19 protein-coding genes are annotated in these 19,416 nt (G+C 64.1%); 16 read left to right on the top strand and 3 right to left on the bottom strand.

Features of this window, described 5'->3' with window-relative positions:
* Positions 1–71 precede the first annotated feature (71 nt).
* From QQL28_RS09345 to QQL28_RS09315, 7 genes are all read left to right on the top strand, one after another.
* Complete coding sequence (locus tag QQL28_RS09345) at positions 72–1,151, top strand: ABC transporter ATP-binding protein (RefSeq protein ID WP_284263969.1); 1,080 nt, start codon at positions 72–74, stop codon at positions 1,149–1,151.
* Positions 1,152–1,187: 36 nt separating this feature from the next.
* The gene (locus QQL28_RS09340; RefSeq protein ID WP_284263967.1) at positions 1,188–1,901 is read left to right on the top strand and encodes an HAD family hydrolase; all 714 of its coding nucleotides are present in this window, start codon (positions 1,188–1,190) and stop codon (positions 1,899–1,901) included.
* Positions 1,902–1,915: 14 nt separating this feature from the next.
* A complete protein-coding gene (locus QQL28_RS09335; RefSeq protein ID WP_284263965.1) occupies positions 1,916–3,223 on the top strand; it encodes an NAD(P)/FAD-dependent oxidoreductase in 1,308 nt (435 codons plus the stop codon).
* A gap of 29 nt (positions 3,224–3,252) precedes the next feature.
* Positions 3,253–4,314 carry an ABC transporter substrate-binding protein gene (locus QQL28_RS09330; RefSeq protein ID WP_284263963.1) on the top strand — a complete coding sequence of 354 codons (1,062 nt, stop codon included), beginning with the start codon at positions 3,253–3,255 and terminating at the stop codon, positions 4,312–4,314.
* A gap of 112 nt (positions 4,315–4,426) precedes the next feature.
* The gene (locus tag QQL28_RS09325) at positions 4,427–5,239 is read left to right on the top strand and encodes an ABC transporter permease (protein WP_284264351.1); all 813 of its coding nucleotides are present in this window, start codon (positions 4,427–4,429) and stop codon (positions 5,237–5,239) included.
* Complete coding sequence (locus tag QQL28_RS09320; protein ID WP_284263961.1) at positions 5,236–6,021, top strand: ABC transporter permease; 786 nt, start codon at positions 5,236–5,238, stop codon at positions 6,019–6,021. Before QQL28_RS09325 ends, QQL28_RS09320 begins: the two co-directional genes overlap by 4 nt.
* Before the next feature lie 514 nt (positions 6,022–6,535).
* Positions 6,536–7,030 carry a septal ring lytic transglycosylase RlpA family protein gene (locus QQL28_RS09315; protein ID WP_348522484.1) on the top strand — a complete coding sequence of 165 codons (495 nt, stop codon included), beginning with the start codon at positions 6,536–6,538 and terminating at the stop codon, positions 7,028–7,030.
* A gap of 127 nt (positions 7,031–7,157) precedes the next feature.
* Here QQL28_RS09315 and QQL28_RS09310 read toward each other — a convergent pair whose 3' ends face one another.
* A complete protein-coding gene (locus QQL28_RS09310; protein ID WP_284263957.1) occupies positions 7,158–7,814 on the bottom strand; it encodes a TetR/AcrR family transcriptional regulator in 657 nt (218 codons plus the stop codon).
* 216 nt (positions 7,815–8,030) lie between these two features.
* On the opposite strand from QQL28_RS09310, the gene QQL28_RS09305 reads away from it, so the two are divergent.
* Together QQL28_RS09305 and QQL28_RS09300 are read left to right on the top strand one after the other, a co-directional pair.
* On the top strand, positions 8,031–9,371 hold the full coding sequence (locus tag QQL28_RS09305; protein ID WP_284263956.1) for an MFS transporter: 1,341 nt from the start codon (positions 8,031–8,033) through the stop codon (positions 9,369–9,371).
* Between the two features lie 18 nt (positions 9,372–9,389).
* Positions 9,390–10,907 carry a carboxylesterase/lipase family protein gene (locus QQL28_RS09300; protein ID WP_284263954.1) on the top strand — a complete coding sequence of 506 codons (1,518 nt, stop codon included), beginning with the start codon at positions 9,390–9,392 and terminating at the stop codon, positions 10,905–10,907.
* Between the two features lie 107 nt (positions 10,908–11,014).
* On the opposite strand, the gene QQL28_RS09295 is transcribed toward QQL28_RS09300, so the two are convergent.
* On the bottom strand, positions 11,015–11,248 hold the full coding sequence (locus tag QQL28_RS09295) for a hypothetical protein (RefSeq protein WP_284263948.1): 234 nt from the start codon (positions 11,246–11,248) through the stop codon (positions 11,015–11,017).
* Between QQL28_RS09295 and QQL28_RS09290 the strand changes: the two genes are divergently transcribed.
* Positions 11,247–12,356 (top strand): tetratricopeptide repeat protein, encoded by a 1,110-nt coding sequence (locus QQL28_RS09290; protein ID WP_284263946.1) that lies wholly within the window; start codon positions 11,247–11,249, stop codon positions 12,354–12,356. The genes QQL28_RS09295 and QQL28_RS09290 overlap by 2 nt on opposite strands.
* A 176-nt stretch (positions 12,357–12,532) precedes the next feature.
* Complete coding sequence (locus QQL28_RS09285) at positions 12,533–12,961, top strand: universal stress protein (RefSeq protein WP_284263943.1); 429 nt, start codon at positions 12,533–12,535, stop codon at positions 12,959–12,961.
* Positions 12,962–12,997: 36 nt separating this feature from the next.
* Here QQL28_RS09285 and QQL28_RS09280 read toward each other — a convergent pair whose 3' ends face one another.
* Positions 12,998–13,834, bottom strand: coding sequence for a transporter substrate-binding domain-containing protein (locus tag QQL28_RS09280; RefSeq protein ID WP_284263941.1), 837 nt, complete (start codon positions 13,832–13,834; stop codon positions 12,998–13,000).
* 111 nt (positions 13,835–13,945) lie between these two features.
* Here QQL28_RS09280 and QQL28_RS09275 point away from each other — a divergent pair, with 111 nt between their 5' ends.
* The 5 genes from QQL28_RS09275 (at position 13,946) to QQL28_RS09255 (ending at position 19,416) form a co-directional block, all read left to right on the top strand.
* A complete protein-coding gene (locus tag QQL28_RS09275) occupies positions 13,946–14,863 on the top strand; it encodes an NAD(P)-dependent oxidoreductase (protein WP_284263939.1) in 918 nt (305 codons plus the stop codon).
* A 151-nt stretch (positions 14,864–15,014) separates the two neighbouring features.
* Positions 15,015–16,679 carry a thiamine pyrophosphate-binding protein gene (locus QQL28_RS09270; RefSeq protein ID WP_284263937.1) on the top strand — a complete coding sequence of 555 codons (1,665 nt, stop codon included), beginning with the start codon at positions 15,015–15,017 and terminating at the stop codon, positions 16,677–16,679.
* Positions 16,679–17,944 carry an NAD(P)/FAD-dependent oxidoreductase gene (locus QQL28_RS09265; RefSeq protein ID WP_284263935.1) on the top strand — a complete coding sequence of 422 codons (1,266 nt, stop codon included), beginning with the start codon at positions 16,679–16,681 and terminating at the stop codon, positions 17,942–17,944. The genes QQL28_RS09270 and QQL28_RS09265 overlap by 1 nt, the downstream gene beginning before the upstream one ends.
* A gap of 9 nt (positions 17,945–17,953) precedes the next feature.
* Entirely contained in the window at positions 17,954–18,697 is a 744-nt protein-coding gene (locus QQL28_RS09260) for an aspartate/glutamate racemase family protein (protein WP_284263933.1), read from the top strand.
* Positions 18,698–18,714: 17 nt separating this feature from the next.
* On the top strand, positions 18,715–19,416 hold the full coding sequence (locus QQL28_RS09255; protein ID WP_284263931.1) for a GntR family transcriptional regulator: 702 nt from the start codon (positions 18,715–18,717) through the stop codon (positions 19,414–19,416).

Genomic DNA, 19,416 nt, shown 5'->3' with positions numbered 1-19,416 from the left:
CGGCCTGTCTATAAAACAAGCTTATGGCGTGCAGTGTGGCGCGCCGCCAAGGGCGTGACGAGGGTCGATCGTTGGACAAGCGAGCGGAAAGCGTCGAGATCAGGTCCGCAAGCAAGGCTTACGGCGCGGTTCGCGCCCTCGATGACGTGTCGCTCAATGTCGGTGCCGGCGAGTTCGTCTCACTGCTCGGCCCGTCCGGCTCGGGCAAGACCACGCTGCTTGGCATCCTCGGCGGCTTCATCCTGCCATCCTCCGGCTCGATCCATTTCGGCGGCCGCGACGTCACCTACATGCCGCCGCACAAGCGCGACATCGGCGTGGTCTTCCAGAACTACGCACTGTTTCCGCATATGAGCGTCGGCGAGAACGTCGCCTTTCCCCTGCGCGCCAGGCGCCTGCCGAAATCGACCTGGCCCGACAGGGTGCGCGCCGCGCTCGCGATGGTGGGGCTGTCCGGTTACGAGCATCGCGGCATCGCGCAGCTCTCCGGCGGCCAGCGCCAGCGCGTGGCACTGGCGCGCGCCATGATCTTCGAGCCGCGCCTGATCCTGATGGACGAGCCGCTCTCCGCGCTCGACAAGCAACTCCGCGAGTCCATGCAGATCGAGCTGCGGACGCTGCACAAGCGCATCGGCGCCACCATCATCTACGTCACCCATGACCAGCGCGAGGCGCTGACCATGAGCGACCGCGTCGCCGTGATGAAGGACGGCAGGCTGATCCAGATCGACGAACCCGCGCGCCTGCACGATCACCCCGCGGATTCCTTCGTCGCAAGCTTTATCGGCGAAGCCACGCTCTTGCCCGTCCGCCGCATTGATTCTTGCAGCGTCGCGCTCGGCAATTCCGCGCTGCGCAGTGCCCGAACTATCCCACCGGGCGACCCGCTGATGCTCGCCGTGCACAGCGAAAAGCTGTTGATCGACGACGGCGCCGGCGATGGGGCCTGCAACCGGCTGACCGGCACCGTCACAGACATCGTCTACCAGGGCGAAAGCCTGCGCATCTTCCTCAGCCTCGACGACGGTTCGGCGCTCAGCCTGCGCCAGCCGACCTATCACGAGGCCTATCGCCGAATTCCGCCGGTCGGCGGCAATCTCACCGTCACCCTTCACCCCGAGGACACCATCGTCGTGCCGAGGGTGGACTAGCTCCCACCTTGTTCCAACCAAAGAGAAGAAGCAAAAATGTCGTCCCAAGCCCCGTTCAGCAATTTCAAGGTCCTCACCTTCGACGTCGTAGGCACCTTGATCGATTTCGAGACCGGCGTGCTCGCCGCGGTGCGCAGGATTTCGGGCAAGACGCCGGCCGAGCTCAGCGACGACAAGATCTTCGCCTCCTACAAGCGCGGCCGCGATGCACACCCGGAGCGCTCGAGCGAGGTGATGTTCCACGTCTATCGCTATCTCGCCAAGGAGCTGGGGCTGCCGGCCGACGATGCGTCCTGCGATGTGTTCCAGCTCGCCGTGCTGCGCTGGGCGCCGTTCGCGGATTCGGTTGAAGCGCTGAAGCGCCTGCGCACAAGATTCCGCCTGGTCGCGATGACCAATGCCGATCGCGTCGCGCTTTCCTGTTACGCGCATGCGCTCGGCAATCCCTTCGACGACACCGTCTGCGCCGACGACACTGGCGTTGCAAAGCCTAATCCGGAATTCTTCGCCTACAACAAGGGCCGCCAGTCAGCCTTCGGCTACAAGCAGTCGGACATCCTGCACGTCGCGCAGAGCCAGTATCACGACATCGGCATCGCGCGGAAGCTCGGCTACAAGGTGTGCTGGATCGAGCGGCGCCAGGGTCTCGCCGGTTTCGGCGGCACGCCGGAGGTGCCGACGCTCACCAAGCCCGACTTCCATTTTCCCACCATGAAGGCCTTTGCCGACGCCGCGGTCGGCGCTGCCTAGGCATGAGCGGACGCATGACAGGACATTGGACCGCGCAGCCATCCGCCAACTCGCTATGGGCGAGCACGGCGGAGCCTGCTCGCGCGTTTCCGATCCTGTCGGGCGAGCATCAGGCGGATGTGGTGATCATTGGCGCAGGCTACACGGGCCTCTCCGCAGCGCACCACATCGCCAAGAGCGGTCTGTCGCCGATCGTGCTGGAGGCGAACCGCCCCGGCTGGGGCGCAAGCGGGCGCAATGGCGGTGTGATCACCGCAAAATTCCGCCTTTCGTTCCGCGAGATCGACGCCGCGCATGGCCGCGCCATGGCGCGGCGCATGTACGAGATCGCACATGAATCCGCCGACATAGTCGAGGAGCTGGTCTCCGAATTCGGCATCACCAGCGCGGCGTTGACGCGGACCGGCCAGGTCAAAGCCGCGCATAACGAGACGACGCTGAAGGCTGCGATCGACGAAGCCGGCTGGATGAAGCGCGAGATGGGCGATGCGGAGGTCCGCATCCTTGACGCCAGGGGCGTGCGCGAGGAAACCGGCTCGGACGTCTTCGTCGGCGGCGTGCTCAATCCCGGCTCGGGCGGCATCCATCCGCTCAACTATGTGCGAGGCCTCGCAGATGGCGTGGCGCGCCGCGGCGTCGCCATCTTCCAGGAGACGCCGGTGTTGAAGCTCCGGCGTGAGCCGGGCTGCATCGTCGCGGAGACGCCGCAAGGCGCGGTGCGCGCGAAGCAGGCGATCATCGCCACCAATAGCTATTCCGACCTGACGGATGCGACGCGGCACATGCAGCACACGCTGATCCCGTTCCGCAGCGCCATCATCGCGACCGACCCGCTGCCGCGCAATCTCGCTGGTTCCCTGATGCCGACGGGGCGCACCTATACCGAGACCAAGCGCATGATGCGCTGGTTCCGCATGGTCGACAACCGCGTGATCTTTGGTGGCCGCGGCGCCTTCGGCAAACAGGATTCGGAAGCCGCCTTCGATGCGCTGCGCAGGGCGATGGTCGGCATCTTCCCCGATCTTTCGGACGTGCCGCTCGCGTTCAAATGGTCGGGTCTCGTCGGCATGACGTTGGACTCCGTGCCGCATATCGGCCGGCTCGACGAGCGCACGCTGTTTGCGATGGGCTATAACGGCGCGGGTGTCGCGATGTCGAGCCTGATGGGCCGCTATCTCGCGGCCTTCGTCCGCGGCGAAAAGCCCGATGTCGGGCTGCTCGATGCGAGCCGTCTCAAGGTTATTCCGTTCTATGCGTTCCGCGAGCCCGCCGTGCGCGTGGTCGCCGGCTGGTACCAGTTTCTGGATGCGATCGGGCAGTGAGTTTCTTTTTGGCGACAGAGGAGGCGAGGATGACGACGAAACTGGGATTCAGGTTTGGACATGCTCTCTTGGGTGCATCGTTCGGCGCGTTCGGGTTGGCTGGCACGGCGGCCGTCGCCGCCGAGCAGATCACCTTCGTCTCACAGGGCGGCGCCTATCAGCAGGCCCAGACGGTCGCGATCCTCGATCCCTCCGCCAAGAAACTCGGCATCACCATCAACCAGGATTCGATTCCCGACGCCTGGCCCGCGATCAAGACGCAGGTCGGCAGCGGCAAGCCGATCTGGGACGTGGTGGATACCCCGACCGGCTATTGCCTGCGCGGTGGCGAGCAGGGACTGATCGAGAAGCTCGACTTCTCCAAGATCCCGAATGCCGCGGCGATGCCGGAGGCCTATCGCAATCCTTACTCGGTGTCGTACGAGTTCTATTCCAGCGTGCTCGCCTTCAGCCAGAAGACGTTCCCGAAGGATGCGCCCAATAGCTGGGCCGATTTCTGGGACGTCAAGAAGTTCCCCGGCCGCCGCGCGCTGCGCAATCACCCCATCGCGACGCTGGAAGCCGCGCTGATGGCCGACGGCGTAGCGCCCGACAAGCTCTATCCGCTCGATGTCGACCGCGCCTTCAAGAAGCTGGAAGAGATCAAGCCCAACATCACGGTGTGGTGGACCTCGGGCGCGCAGTCGGCGCAGCTGCTCAATGACGGCGAGGTCGACATGGAGATGGCCTGGAACGGCCGCGTCAGCGCGGTGGCGAAGGAGGGCGCCAAGGTCGCCTTCACCTACAACCAGGGCATCCTGCAAAGCACCTCGCTGTGCATCCTCAAGGGTGCGCCGAATCTCGATACGGCGGTGAAGTTCCTCAACGAGGCCGTCGATCCCGTGCATCAGGCCAATTTGCCGCTGAACATCGACTACGGTCCCGGCAATCCGAAGGCGTTCGACACCGGCGTGATCAAGCCGGAGCGCGCCGCGCAATTGCCGAGCGAGCCAGCGAACGCCGCGAAACAGGCGCTGATGTCCTACGCCTGGTGGTCCTCGCCGGCGGGCGAGGCGGCCGAGAAGCGCTGGGCGACCTTCATGCAGAAGTAAGATGCAGCCGGTTCGGCGATCGCCGAACCGGATCATTTAACCAAGAGAGGCCGCGTTGACGACATCCGTGCCAGATCCGTCGCAAAGACATCAGCGCCGCGAGGACGGCCTGATGCTGGCCCTGGTGTCGCCAGCGCTGCTCGTCATTCTCCTGCTGATCGTGCTGCCGGTCGGCTGGCTCGCCTGGCAGTCGATCTATCACGACGGCTTCACGCTCGAGCATTATCGCCGGATCCTCAGCGAAGACATCTACTGGCGCAGCTTCGCGCTGACCTTCGAGATCAGCCTCTTCGTGACGGTGCTCGCGCTCGTGCTCGGCTATCCCGTGGCCTATGCCGCGAACGCCGTTCCGAAAGCGTGGAGCGTCGTCATCCTGGCGCTGGTCCTGCTGCCGTTCTGGACCAGCGTGCTGGTGCGCGCCTATGCATGGCTCGCGCTGCTTCAGCGCACCGGCGTGATCAACCAGTTTCTGCGCTATATCGACGTGATCGGCGAGCCGCTTGCACTCGTCCACAACACGTTCGGCACGGTGGTTGCGACAGTGCACATCCTCTTGCCGTTCATGGTGCTGCCGCTCTACGCCACCATGCAGAAGATTCCGAACGATCTGATGCAGGCCGGCGCCAGCCTGGGTGCGAGCCCGGCCTTCACCTTCTTCCGCGTCTTCCTGCCGTTGTCGCTGCCGGGCGTGCTCGCCGGCTCGACCATGGTGTTCGTGCTGTGCCTCGGCTTCTACATCACGCCGGAGCTGCTCGGCGGTGGTCGCACGGTGATGGTGTCGATGCTGGTGAGCCGCAATGTCGAGCTCTACAACCAGTTCGGTGCGGCGAGCGCGGTTGCAGTAGTCCTTCTGCTCAGCGTGCTCCTGATTTTCTTCGTCGTCAGCCGCTTCATCTCGCTCGATCGCGTGTTGGGGCAGAAATGAAGAGCCTCTCTCCTGCCCGGATCGCCCTGATCGTTGCTTGCGCGCTGGTGCTGGTCTATCTGATCCTGCCGGTGTTGATCATCGTGCCGATCTCGTTCTCGAGCGCGCGCTTCCTGACCTTCCCGCCGCCCTCGCTGTCGCTGCGCTGGTACCAGCAATATTTCTCGAATTCCGCCTGGATGCAGGCGACGCAGGTGACGCTGATCGTCGCGGCCTTCACGGTCGTGATCGCGACGCCGCTCGGCGTCGCCGCCGCTTACGCGATCAGCCAGTCGAAGCTGCGCATCATGCGGATGATCCACATGGCGCTGCTGTTGCCGCTGGTGGTGCCGATCATCATCACCGCGGTCGGTATCTTCTTCATCTATGCAAGGGTCGGTCTGGTCGCGACGCTTCCGGGCCTCGTGCTCGCCAACGTGATGCTGGGCCTGCCTTACGTCGTCATCTCCGTGCTTGCGGGTCTGCAAAGCTTTGACCCCGCGCAGGAGATGGTCGCGCGCAGCCTCGGCATGAATCGCTTCCGCAGCTTCTTCGCGGTGACACTGCCGCAGATCAAGTCGAGCGTGGTGGCGGGCGCGATCTTCGCATTCATCTCGGCGATGGACGAGACCGTCATCGCGCTGTTCATCTCCGGTGGCCGGTACCAGCCGCTGACCAAGCGCATGTTCACCGCGCTCCGCGACGAGATCGATCCGACCATTGCCGCGATCTCGACGCTGATGACGGCGGCGTCCTTCATGCTCGTGCTGGTGGCGAGCGCCCGGCAGAAAAAGGCGGCGTGAGGCCCTCTCGGGCGGTTGCCGCCAAAATATCGAAAACAACCCCATGCAAAGGAGTCTGAGGGGTTGTTTTACGAACTGCGGAATTTAAGAAATCGCTTGACGCGTCGGGCAAATCAGGCAGATAATTCTATCATCGCCGGACTCGATTGCTTCGCTCGTTCGCAATGCTTGTGGCACGTGCGGCCTGTATTCACGCCGCTGTCAACGCCCGCCTTGTGCGCGCTTGCGCACTGGGGCGGGCGATCCAGTATTCCAGAGGCAGTACGATGATACGGAGGCCGCAGACGCGGCACTCACGCCAGGTTCCATTCAGTCATGCTGCTGACGCATTCTCTGTCTTAGTCGGTGACAACAACACTGTGTGAGGACCACCCTGGTTCCCACAACGGTTCCGTCGCCAGGATCGGCACGAATCCGCAAAAAAATATTGGCGCAAGTTCGTGAACGCTTCGCGTTCGCTTGACCATGTTTTGCGGCATCGGGGAACCGGACGATCGAGAAAATCAAAGGAGTTATGATGGTGTTTCGCTCGAGCGCCGCAGTTTGCGGCGCCGTGATTGCGCTTGCCGTTTCTGTTACCGTTGCACGAAGTGAAACGGAGGGAGTTCACTCAAGCGCAGTCGTCAATGCCGCCTGTGGGGATGCGATCGTTGGCGCGGCTTCCACGTATAATCCGTTCAAGCCCGGCAAGGAGGAGGGCGGCCCGGACACAGCCTCTGGCGAGCGTTATGATCCCTCGGCCTGGGCGGCTGCCATCAAGACGAGTCTGCGTCAGAAATTTGGTGGGGTCCAATTTGGCGCGAGGCCGAAATATGCGCTCGTCGAGGCCGTGGGCAAGAAGGTCATCGTCAAGATCAATGACGTGGGGCCGCTGAGGCCTGGCCGCATCATCGACCTCAATGAGCGAACGATGCGCCATTTCGATCCAAGCCTGCAGATCGGGGTAATTTCTGACGTAAAAGTCAGGCCGCTTGCCGGCGACTATTGGATCCCCGGACCGGTCGGCTGAACATCGCACCGGCACGAGATGCAACGCGGCCTTCCGGGACAGCAGGAACGCGTCGATGGCCTTCTCGCCGCGCTCTTCCAGGGCGACGCTAGCTCGGGCGGCAAGGCGTGGCCGGCGCGCCGCATTGCTATCCGGGTGCCTTCGCCCCCAGCCACGCCAAGATCATCTCCACGATCTGCGTCCGGCTCCTCGCCAGCACTTTCGGCTCGTTCAGATCGCGCTCGAACAGGGCGCCGAAGGTGTGTCGGTTGGCGACGCGGAAGAAGCAATAGGAGCTGATGGCAAGATGCAGGTCGACTGCATCGACGTCATTGCGGAAGACGCCTTCCTTGCGGCCGCGCGCGAGGATCCCGTCGAGCGTCGCGATCACGCTGGCGTTGAGCTGGCGCAGTTGCGGGTTCTGCTTCAGATGCTTGCCGTGGTGGATGTTCTCGATACTGACGAGGCGGATGAAGTTCGGATTGCGCTCGTCGTGATCGAAGGTCGCCTCGATCAGCCGCCGCAAGCCTTCGCGCGCGTCGCAGCGCTCGATGTCGAGCTGGTCCTCTAGCGCGCGGATGTTGCGATAGGCCTCCGCCAGCACCGCGAGGTAGAGCTGCTCCTTGCCGCCGAAGTAGTAATAGATCATCCGCTTGGAGGTGCGGGTGCGCGCCGCGATCGCGTCGACCCGCGCGCCGGAATAGCCCTCCGAGGCGAATTCCTGCGTCGCCACTTCGATGATGTCGCGCTTGGTGCGCTCGGGGTCGTTGGTGCGCTTGTGGGCAGGGGGCATGCGCTTGAGCATCACTGTTTCTCCCACGCGTTTCTATGGATCACCTTGAAGGTGAAGGCAAATTTCGCAACTCCGTAGCGGGCTCCGAGGCAGTCTTGCATAAACGTACTAGTTCGTACATTATGAAGCGAAGAGAGTGACGGCAAGTCACCGCAAAGCACGGCGCAGCCCAAGAAGGTCGCCGGCCAAGACGCGGGATCTGCCGCATATCACACGGGGAGGATTTTCATGACGTTGACGTCAACCGCATCGCTGCACGCACCAATCGCGGCCGAGGCTACGCCGAGCAAGCTACCGAAGCGCGCCGCGCTCGTCAGCTTCGTCGGCAGCATGCTCGAATACTACGACTTCTTCATCTACGGCACCGCCGCCGCGCTGATCTTTCCAAAAGTGTTCTTTGCCAATGTCGACCCCTCGACCGCGACACTGCTCGCGCTGCTCTCCTTCGGCATCGGCTATATCGCGCGTCCCGTCGGCGCCGTCATCCTCGGCCATTTCGGCGACCGCATTGGGCGCAAGACGGTGCTGCTGTTCACGCTGGTCCTGATGGGCGGCTCGACGCTCGCGATCGGCCTGCTGCCGGATGCGAAAGCGATCGGCAACGCCGCGCCGATCATCCTGACGCTGCTGCGGCTGTTGCAGGGCCTGTCGGCCGCCGGCGAGCAGAGCGGGGCGAACTCGCTGACGCTCGAGCATTCCGCCAACTCCAACCGCGCCTTCTTCACGAGCTGGACGCTGAGCGGCACGCAGGCGGGTGCGATCCTTGCGACGCTCGTGTTCATTCCGGTGTCCAGCTTGCCGGAAGATCAGCTCCTGAGCTGGGGCTGGCGCATTCCGTTCCTGCTCTCCGCGCTGGTGCTGCTGGTCGCCTATCTCGTGCGGCGGACCATGCCGGAGACGCCGGTGTTCGAGGAGATCAAGGACAAGGCCCAGGTCGCACGCTTCCCAGTGGTCGCGCTCTTGCGCGACTACTGGCCGGACGTGCTGCGCGTAATCGTCTGCGCGCTGATCGCCACCGTCAGCACCATGACCGCCGTGTTCGCGCTCGGCTATGCCACCAGCAAGTTCGGCGTGGCGCGCCCGACCATGCTGTGGGCCGGCGTGCTCGGCAACGTCACCGCGCTGATCACCCAGCCATTCTGGGCGCTGCTCGCCGACCGGATCGGTCGCAAGCCGGTGTTCATCGGCGGCGTGCTCGGCTGCGCGGTGCTGCTGTTCCCGTACTTCATGCTGGTCACATCGGGCAACACGATCGCGATCTTCGCCGCCGCCATGATCCTGTCCGGCGTCGTCTATGCCGCGCCGAACGCGATCTGGCCGTCCTTCTATGCGGAAATGTTCGAGGCGCGCGTGCGTTATTCCGGCACAGCGATCGGCACGCAGCTCGGCTTCCTCGCCGCCGGCTTCACGCCGCTGGTGAGCGCGAGCCTGGTCGGCGACGGGCCGAACGGCTGGATCCCCGTCGCGATTTTCGTCGCGGTCTGTTGCGTGATCTCGGCCGCGGCCGCCGCGACGGCGCGCGAGACGCACACGGTCGACATTGCCGATCTCGGCAGGCGGCGCGGTTGAAGCAGAGGTGACATTCGCATGTTGACGCAGGCAGTTTCGACCACGAACGGGCCGGTCATCGGCCTCACGCAGAAGGGCGTGCGCGCCTTCAAGGGCGTGCCCTATGCGACTGCGCGACGCTTTGCGAAAGCCGTGCCGCCGCGCGCGTGGTCGGAGCCGATCGCCTGCACGGACTACGGCGCCTACGCGCCGCAGCCCGGTCATCTCGATCATGCGAATGAGGCCGCTTGTCTCAGCCTGAACATCTTTGCACCGGACGCAGTCGATCGGCCGTTGCCGGTGCTGTTCTTCATCCATGGCGGCGCCTTCGTCACCGGCGGCGGCGCCGATTATGACGGCAGCTTCCTCGCCGCTCAGGGGCCTGCCGTCATCGTCACCATCAACTACCGGCTCGGGCCGCTGGGCTTCCTGCAATTGCACCGCTTCGGTGGCGCGCTCGCGGAAGCCAACAATCTCGCGATGTCGGATGCGCTCGCAGCGCTCGACTGGGTGCGCGCCAACATCGCGAACTTTGGCGGCGATCCCGATGCGCTGACGCTGTTCGGCCAGTCCGCTGGCGCGTCCATGGTGATCGCGCTGGCGACCCTGCCGCAGGCCATGGGCAAGTTCGCGCGCGCCATCGCCTTCAGCGCGCCGGGCCGCGGCATCATGAACCCTGCGCATGCCGACGAAGTCGCGCGGCGCGTGATCGCCGAGCTCAAGCTCGAAAGCGATGCGAGCGCCATCGCAACGGTCCCGCTGCCGCAGCTCTTCGCGGCGGTGGACAGCGTCGGCCGCAGGCTGGCGGATGAGACGGAAGCCGGTACCGTGTTCGGCCCGGTGCTCGATGGCGCGGTGATCCCGCGTGATCCGATCTCGGCGATTGCCGATGGCGCGCTCCGCGACGTCCCGCTCTGGCTCGGCTCCTGCCGCGACGAGATGGAGATGTTCCTGAAGAGCACGCCCCCCGCCGCGATGATCCACGTCACCGAGCGGCACATTCGTTCAGCCTTCGGCGATGCCGGCTTCGAGCGCCTGCTCGCCTGCTACCGCGCGACCGCGCGTCCCGATGAAGATCCTTACGAGGCGTTGCTGTCGGATGCATTCTGGCATCGGCCGTTGGCCGCGATTGCGCGCCACCAGAGCGCGGCCGGCGGTGCCGTCTGGCTGAACCGGTTCGATCATCGTCCCGCACTGGAACCGTTCCTGTCGCAAGGGCCGACGCACGGTGCGGACAATGCCTGTGTCTGGGCGCATCTGCCTGACTTCATCGATCGCCCCATCCTCCGGCGCAAGGGCGGCCCGATGACACCGGGAGACATCGAAGTCGCCTTACGCCTTCAGGCCAACATGTTGCGCTTCGTCGCGACGGGTGCACCGGATGCAACTGACGCCTGGCCACGGTTCGAACTCGGCAAGCAACCACTCGCCATCTTCGACCGGCCGTTCCATATTGCTCGCCTCAACGAGGGCGAGCGCTTCCGCCTCTGGGCGGGGCTTGAAAGCCTGTCAGCCCCGACCGGCAATAACAAGAAGACGGTGATGCAGGCGGGCTAAGCACGTCGAGGCCGGCTCCGTAGCCGGATGAAGCCAACGGTGCTCAGCCCATTCGATCCGGCAACCGTCCAGGTCCGAGTTGGTCGTGAACCTGCGGTGACGAACGCTCAATCGAGCGATTGTGCAAAATTGCGATAAGGCCTGGCGGAAGGCGCGGCAAGGCCTCCATCTTTTCCAAGATAGTAAGCTGCTTCACATTCGGTGCGCCTCCCCCGTTGATATAAAGGCAACGACAAGACGACCGCCCACCAGGTGTATCGGCCGTTCGTGCGCTGGGTAACGCTCAACGCCTCGCCGCTCTTGGGGAAGGGAATTTCGGTCATTGGCAAGGAGATCACCATGAGCGTGGCGCTCCTCTTTCGAAAGGTCGTAATCGGTGCCGCCGAGTCTTCGTTAGATGTCGCGGGGGCCGCGCTTTTGCCTGGTGCCTGGCCCATCGTGAAGGGAGCTCTTACCCCGGTGCTCGATCGCTTGAAGCAGCGGTTTGGGGGGCAGGATGTAACTGCGTCAACGCAACTGGCAAGCGACGCCGCGTCGGCCTTCGAACGGGATGAACACCTACAGGAGCTCTTCCGCACCAACTTACTCGCCGCCCTGGAGCCGGTCGTCCGCGGACAGAAGGAGATCGGTCAGGACGTGCAGAAATTGATGCTGATTGCCCTCGGCAATACCAAGGCCCTTGAGGATCTGCTTGGAGGCGTGAGCAGGATTGAGGAGGTGCTTGCGGGCGGCGTCAGCCTGAAGCCAGACGATATCGAGAAACTGGCGGCGACCGTTGCGCGCTATGTCAAGGTGAACGATCAGACACGCACAATTGCGCAACAAGAAATGGGACAAGTTGCCGGTGAACTCATCAAGCGCCAGGCTGCGCGTATCGAGGCACGCGCGGTCGAGCTCATTCGAGATCATAAACTGGACCGAGCGGCGGATGAAGTACGGGAAGGACTGGTGCTGGTTTCAGTACTACTGAACGAGGCGCCCTCGGATACCAGCGTCAGGGTGTTGCTCGGCTACTTCTACAAGGCGATGGCTCAAATATTCACCGAGGCCAGCAGCACGGTTGAGGCGAATCTCTATCTCGACCGCGCCAGCGAGGTGTTCGAGCTCGTGAAGGATGTTATTCCCGCCGACAAGAAGACTATCGGCGACGTGGCAAGCGCCATCAATGGGATCGGCAACGTGTACTACGGACGAGGAGAGTACGAGAAGGCAATCGACAACTTCCGTCTCGCAACGACCTTAGTGCCGAACTACGCCTACGCGTGGCACGACATGTTCGGCGCTTACGACGGGCTGGCGCGCAGAGGTAAGATTGACCTCAAGGAATTGCGCCACGCATTGCTGAAAACCAAGGAGACGGGACAGGGCACTCCCGGCCTCGACGCCGGTTACATCGCGCAGTTGGAGAATACGCTGCGCGGATGGGAACAGCAGGCGGCACAACCTTGAGATCATCTGTTTTGCCCGTTTCACGGAGAAGCGCGAGTCCGCTGCACCGCGGGATTTTGGCCGGCCGCTTGGCCGTCAGCGCAGCGCAATAGATTGATTTACCTCAAGACGGTAACCGGAACGCGGGCGCAACCTTCCGAAGGTAGCGATACGTCCGGACAATCGGGAGGTGAGGCATGTACCGGCATATTCTCATTCCGACAGATGGGTCGGAGCTGGCGGAGCATGGGGTGAAGCACGGGTTGGCGCTGGCGAAATCCCTTGGAGCCAAGGCATCCGTGATCTTCGTCGTGGAACCGTTTTCGGAATTGACGGGGCGGTTCCTTGAAGCCGTCGCGACATATGCTGAGCTGCGCAAGGAGCAGGCCAGGAGCGTGTTGGATCGTGCGGCAAAGGCGGCCAAGGAGGCCGGTGTTTCCTGCGAGACGATTCAGGTGGAGAGCGGGCACCCCGATCAAGCCATCATCGCAGCAGCCGAGGACAAGGGCTGCGATCTCATCGTCATGTCATCGCATGGGCGCAGTGGGCTTTCCATGCTTCTTATCGGCAGCGTGACGAACAAGGTGCTGACGCAGGCGAAAACCCCCGTACTGGTTTGTCAGTGAGCGTGCGGACTGCGCGATGGGTCAGATAAACCCGGATCAGAACTGGATCTCGGGAGGAATGTCTTCGGCGCTGAGGCCGACGGTTTCGAAAGCCTTGAGCAGCCATTCGCGGGTCTGGCCCAGCGCGCGGTTGTAGTCGGCCCAGGCGCTGAGGAAATCCTTGTAGCGGCGATCACCTTCGGCGCGGATGCCCAGATTGGTCGGCAGCGTGAGCAGCGGCCGTGGCACCGCGAGCTCGCCGAGCGTCGGGTTCTTCTTCAACGTCGCGACCGACAGCACGGCGAGCGATATGTTGCAGTCCGCCCGTCCGGTGGACACGGCGAGGATCGCCTCGTTACGCTCCTTGAAGCCGAGGATTGTCGCCTTCGGACAATAGCGCCGCGCGATCGTCTCATGCGTCGAGCCGATGTCGACGGCGATCTTGACCTCGGGCTTGTTGATCTCCGCCCAGGTCTGCGGCTTGGCAAAACCCTTCTTGGTGATGACGGTGAAGGAGTGCACCAGGATGGGCGAGGAGAAGTCGATGACCAGCGCGCGTTCGGGCGTCGGGTTCACGGCAAAGGCGAGGTCGATCTTCTCGGCCTGGAGATCGAGGATCTGGTTGCCCCAGGTCGATTCCAGCGTCTCCACCTTGGCGCCGAGCTTGCCGGCGATGTCGTTCGCCATGTCGATGCAGGCGCCCGACCATTGATTGGTGGCGAGGTCCTTGTGGAAATAGGGGTCCTGGCCGGCGATGACCGCGATCCGCAGCACGCCGCTCTTCTTGACCCGGTCGAGGGTGGAGCTTGGTGCGGTGTCAGCCGTGGCCGAGGCGGCTGCGGCCATCGCAGCGCCGGCGAGGGCAACGGTGGTGAGTGCGTCCCTGCGATTCATGTGCAGTTCTCCTGGGCAGTGACCCCTGAACATCCAACCCCGGCTTCTGGACTATTTCTGTATTCAGACTAAAATGCAATACGGTATTTTTAGCTTGAGGAAGATCAGCCGATGCGCGCCCTGTTCGTCGATGCCAACGACACGCTTGCCGCCGTCACCGAAAGGCTGCTGCGCGAGGACAGCCTCCCGGTCGGCATCAACCGCGACCCGGCAATCTCACCCGACGACCTGCCGCGCCTCCTGGACGGTGTGGAGATCATGATCGTCGATCACACCGCCGTGCCGACCGCGGTTGCCGCGAAATGCGCGGCCCTGAAGCACGTCGTCTTCCTCGGCACCGGCGCGCGCAGCTACATGAATCCGGACGAGCTCGGCCAGCAAGGCATCGCCGTGCACACCATCAAGGGCTATGGCGACACCGCGGTCGCCGAATGCGCGATAGCGCTGATGTGGGCTTCTGCCAAAAATTTTGGCGAGATGGATCGCGGCATGCGCGAGGGCAACTGGCTGCGCCGCGACGCGCTCCAACTCACCGGCAAGACGCTCGGCCTGATCGGCTTTGGCGGCATCGCCGCGGAAGCCGCGCGCATGGCGCTCGGCTGCGGCATGAAGGTGATCGCCTGGAACAGGACGCCGAAGACGCATCCGGGCGTCGAGTTCGTTCCGCTGGAAAAGCTGCTGGCGGAGAGCCACGTGGTCTCGCTGCATCTCTTGCTCAACGACGAGACCAGAAACTTCCTCTCCCGTGAGCGCATCGCGATGATGCGTCCCGGCAGCATCCTGATCAATACGGCGCGCGGTGCCGTCGTCGATGAAGAAGCCATGATGGATGGTTTGCGCTCGGGCCATATCGGGCATGCCGGCCTCGACGTCTTCACCGTCGAGCCGCTGCCGGCAGGCCATCCGCTGACCAAGCTTCCAAACGTCACGCTGTCGGCGCATTCGGCATTTCGCACGCCGGAGGCGAGCGACAATCTGATCGGTGCGGCGCTCGATCATTGCCGCCGCATCATCGCTGGTAGCCGCTAGTTGCAAACATCGGGGATGGGCATGACGTCGGCGCAGGATACGCAAAGCCTTTCGATCTTGCGCGCTCTGTCCGCCTGTCCTACGCCACCTCAGAACAAAACTGGCGCGAAGGCGCTTTGAACGCATCGCCAAAGCCTCTTAGGGAGCTGTCATGACCATTCGTAACGCCCGCACCGGGGGCCAGATCCTGATCGACCAGCTGGTCGCGCAAGGCGTCGAGCGCGTCACCTGCGTGCCGGGCGAGAGCTATCTCGCCGCGCTCGATGCGCTACATGACAGCCCGATCGACGTGATGATCTGCCGCGCCGAAGGCGGCGCCGCGATGATGGCGGAAGCCTATGGCAAGCTCACGGGACGCCCCGGCATCTGCTTCGTCACCCGCGGTCCGGGCGCGACCAATGCCAGCCACGGCGTCCATATCGCGATGCAGGATTCCACCCCGATGATCCTGTTCGTCGGCCAGGTCGATACCGGCATGCGCGAGCGCGAGGCGTTCCAGGAGCTCGACTACAAGGCGGTGTTCGGCACCATGGCGAAATGGGCTGTCGAGATCGATCGCCCCGATCGCATTCCCGAGCTCGTCGCGCGCGCGTTTCGCGTCGCGATGCAGGGCCGTCCCGGCCCCGTCGTGATCGCGCTGCCGGAGAACATGCTGACCGAGACGGCCGCGGTTGCCGATGCGCCGCGCGTCGAGGCCGCCGTGAGCTGGCCGGCGCCGGCCGATCTCGAACGGATGGCTGTGATGCTTGCGGACGCGAAATCGCCGCTCGTCGTGCTCGGTGGTTCCGGCTGGACGGCAGAAGCAGCCAAAGGGATCGCGCGCTTCGCCGAGCGGTTCGACCTGCCGGTCGCAACCTCGTTCCGCCGGGCGTCGCTGATCGACGCCGATCATTCGCACTATGCCGGCGATCTCGGCATTGGGCCGAGCCCGAGCCTGAAGGCGCGCATCACCGGCGCCGATGTCATCCTGCTGATCGGCGGCCGGCTATCGGAGATGCCGTCCTCGTCCTATTCGCTGCTCGATATTCCCGTGCCGAGCCAGAAGTTGATCCACGTTCATCCGGGATCGGAGGAACTCGGCCGTGTCTATCAGCCGGCGCTTGCGATCCAGGCCGCTCCGGCAGCCTTTGCCGCGGCCGTCGAGACGCTGAAGCCTGCCGCGACGCCGGCCTGGAAGGGCGAGGCGGCCAAGGCGCATGCGGACTATCTTTCCTGGACCGAGACGGCGCGCGAGCTGCCGGGCACGTTCCAATACGGGCAGGTCATGACGTGGCTGCGCGATCGCCTGCCGAAGGATGCGATCGTCTGCAATGGCGCCGGCAACTATGCCGGCTGGCTGCATCGCCATCACCGCTTCCACGCCTTTGCCGCGCAGCTTGCGCCGACCTCAGGCTCGATGGGCTACGGCGTGCCGGCCGGCGTGCTCGCCAAGCGGCAACATCCGGATCGCGTCGTCGTCGCGTTTGCCGGCGACGGCTGCTTCCTGATGAACGGCCAGGAGTTCGCGACCGCCGTGCAGTATGACGCAGCCCTGATCGTTGTCGTGATCGACAACGCGCAATACGGCACCATCCGTATGCACCAGGAGCGCGACTATCCAGGCCGCGTGGTCGGCACGCAGCTCAAGAACCCGGATTTTGCGATGTACGCAAAAGCCTTCGGTGGCCATGGTGAGCGCGTCGAGCGCACGGAGGAGTTTGCGCCCGCCTTCGAGCGCGCGCTGGCCTCCGGCAAGCCGTCGATCCTGCACTGCCTGATTGATCCGCGCGCGATGTCGGTCGGCAAGGATTTCGTGCCGCAGGAGACGACGCGCTGATGTCGCAGGGCCGCCACATTGCCATCATCGGCGCCGGCGCGGTCGGCGTGATCAGCGCCATCGAGGCGCTGCGCGAGGGCTATCGCGTTACGCTGATCGATCCGGGCGAGCCCGGCGGCGAGCAGGCGGCAAGCTATGGCAATGCCGGCTGGCTGTCGTCGCATTCGGTGATCCCGCCGGCCGAGCCCGGCATCTGGAAGAAGGTGCCGGGCTATCTGATGGACCCGCTCGGGCCGCTCGCGATCCGCTGGTCTTATCTGCCGAAAGCATTGCCCTGGCTGATCAAATACCTGCTCTCGGGCTGGACCGAAGTGCGTGTCGAGAAGACTGCGGTGGCGCTGCGCGATCTGCTGAAGGACGCGCCGCTCCTGCACAGGAAGCTCGCGGAGGAGGCCGGCGTTTCCGAGCTGATCGAACGCAACGGCGTGATGCATGTCTTCCCCTCGCGCGCAAATTTCGACGGCGATCTCGGCTGGCGCATCCGCAAGCGCGTCGGTGTCGAATGGCTGGAGCTCTCCGCGGACGAGATGCGCCAGCGCGAGCCGGATCTTCATCCGCGCTATACGTTCGGTGTGGTGGTGGAGGAGGCCGGGCGCTGCCGCGATCCCGGCGCGTATGTTGCAGCCCTTGCCAATCATGCGCTCGCCAGCGGTGCAAAGCTGGTGCGCGCCAGGGCGACCGGCCTCAAGCTCAACGGCAGCAAGCTCGTTGCTGTCCTCACCGAGACCGGCGAGATCGCCTGCGACGCCGCGGTGGTCGCAGCAGGCGCGCGCTCAAAGCTGCTCACCGCATCCGTCGGCGATCCGCTGCCGCTCGAGACCGAGCGCGGCTATCACGTCATGATCGAGCATCCGGAAGTAGGGCCTCGCAGCTCGATGATGGCCTCCGACGCCAAAATGGTCGTGAACTGGACCAACAAGGGCCTGCGCGCCGCCGGCACGGTCGAGATCGCGGGCCTCGACGCGGAGCCAAACTGGAAGCGCGCCGAGATTTTGCGCGACCATCTCTTCAGCATGTTTCCAAAACTGCCGAAAGACATTCCGGCCTCACGCATCAAGATGTGGTTCGGCCATCGCCCGAGTATGCCGGACGGCCGTCCGTGCATCGGCTATGCCCGCGCCTCGCGCGATGTCGTCTATGCGTTCGGCCATGGCCATGTCGGCCTCGTCGGCTCCGCCCGCACCGGCCGCCTCGTCGCGCAACTCGTCAGCGGCAAGACACCGGAGATTCCGCTTGAACCGTTCGCGCCCACGCGTTTCCTCTGAGATCGCATCATGACCTATCCGGAAAATTCCCCCTCCCGCATCGCCCGTGGCGGCAAGGCGCTCTATGGCGCGCCGCTCGGCATTCTGATGCTGGAAGCGCGCTTTCCCCGCATTCCCGGCGACATGGGCAATGGCACGACCTGGCCGTTCCCGGTGCTCTATCGCGTGGTGAGCGGCGCGACGCCCGAGAAGGTGGTGCTGAAGGGTGCGGCCGGGCTGCTGCCAGATTTCATCGATGCGGCGAGGGAGCTGGTGAGACTGGGTGCGGAAGCGATCACCACCAATTGCGGCTTCCTCGCGCTGTTTCAGAAAGAGCTTGCCGCGGCCGTCGGCGTGCCGGTGGCGACGTCATCCTTGATGCAGGTGCCGTGGGTGCAGGCGACGCTGCCGCCGGGCAAGCGCGTCGGTCTCGTCACGGTGTCGGGCTCGACCCTGTCGCCGGCCCATCTGGAAGGTGCCGGCGTGCCGCTCGACACGCCGCTGGTCGGCACCGAGAACGGCAAGGAATTTTTCCGCGTCCTGATCAAGGCCGAGAAGGACGACATGGACATTGCCCAGGCCGAGCGCGATGTGGTCGAAGCCGGCAAGGCGCTCGTGGCGAAGCATCCTGATGTTGGGGCCATCGTGCTTGAATGCACCAACATGCCGCCCTACGCTGCCGCATTGCAGGCGGAGGTGGGCCTGCCTGTCTATGATATCTATTCCATGATCAATTGGTTTCATGCCGGACTGCGGCCGCGCCGGTTCGGTTAGAGGTCGAAAAGCTGCCCATGAACAAGCATCTGGAACTCGCCTCGGACAGCATCGTCGATCGCGTCTATGAACAGCTCAAGGCGATGGCCGTGAGCTACGAGTTCAAGCCGGGCGAACGGCTCAACGAGGGTGAGCTGGCAAAGCGCCTCGGCGTCAGCCGCACGCCGCTGCGTGAAGCGCTCAATCGGCTCAACACCGAAGGCTTTCTGCGCTTCACCCCGGGCAAGGGGTTCTTCTGCCGTGAGCTCGATGCGCACGAGATCTTCGATCTCTACGAGCTGCGCAAGTCGATCGAGGTTGCCTCGATCCGCCTCGCCATCAAGCGGGCCAGGGATGAGGACATCGACGCGCTGCTCAAATTCCTCGAGGCCACGGGCCCCGATCCCGGCGAGCGTTCGTCGGTCGAGCTGGTCGAACTGGATGAGACCTTTCACGAACGGCTGATGGCGATGTCGAACAATGCCGAGATGCTGCGCGTCTTGCGCAACGTCAACGCCCGCATCCGCTTCGTGCGCTGGATCGACATGGACCGCGTCAATCGCTCCAACACGCAGGCCGAGCACCGCGCCGTCGTCGAGGGCCTCAAGGCGCGCGACGAGGCGACATGCGTCTCCGTGCTGGAAAAGCACATCGACCGCCGGCTCGATCGCATCACCTCTGCGATCAAGGAAGGCTACGCGCAGATCTACATGCCGGCGGCGAGGTCGGCGGGGAGTTGA

This window comes from Bradyrhizobium iriomotense, assembly GCF_030160715.1.
GTDB classification, from domain to species: Bacteria; Pseudomonadota; Alphaproteobacteria; order Rhizobiales; family Xanthobacteraceae; genus Bradyrhizobium; species Bradyrhizobium iriomotense.
The sequence above is the reverse complement of the archived record's forward strand: the minus strand, read 5'-3'. Positions and strand labels throughout refer to the sequence as shown.